The 394-nt window shown below is 34.5% G+C and carries 1 protein-coding gene; it reads left to right on the top strand.

Annotated elements, in window-relative coordinates; genetic code table 11:
* Positions 1-59: 59 nt before the first annotated feature.
* The coding region (gene cyaB / locus E3E51_RS12965) for a class IV adenylate cyclase (protein ID WP_167913524.1) at positions 60-394 on the top strand (335 nt) is incomplete at its 3' end.

Genomic DNA, 394 nt, shown 5'->3' with positions numbered 1-394 from the left:
AGGAAAGGACTACTGTGAAAAGTGCTTGAATACGTTAAAAAGAAACCTGAGGTGAAAAAATGATAGAAATCGAACTTAAAGGCTATGCCAACGAAAAGATATTTGAAAGAGTGAGAGCAACCTTTAAGTTTATGAGAAAGGAAATTCATGAGGACATTTACTTTAATCATCCCTGTAGAGATTTTTCCAAAACTGATGAAGCACTTAGGGTGAGAATTAAACGATTTAATGGCCATTTCGAAGCTTCGCTTACATATAAAGGACCAAAACTCGACAAAATATCGAAGACAAGAAAAGAGATCGAGGTAAACATAGATAATGTTGATACGTACATTAAGCTTCTTCATGCCTTAGGATTTAAAGAGGTTCTAACTGTAGAAAAGACCAGAGAAAA

It is taken from the genome of Thermococcus sp. 21S7 (genome assembly GCF_012027615.1).
Lineage (GTDB): Archaea > Methanobacteriota_B > Thermococci > Thermococcales > Thermococcaceae > Thermococcus.
This window is presented reverse-complemented; position numbering and strand designations above follow the sequence as displayed.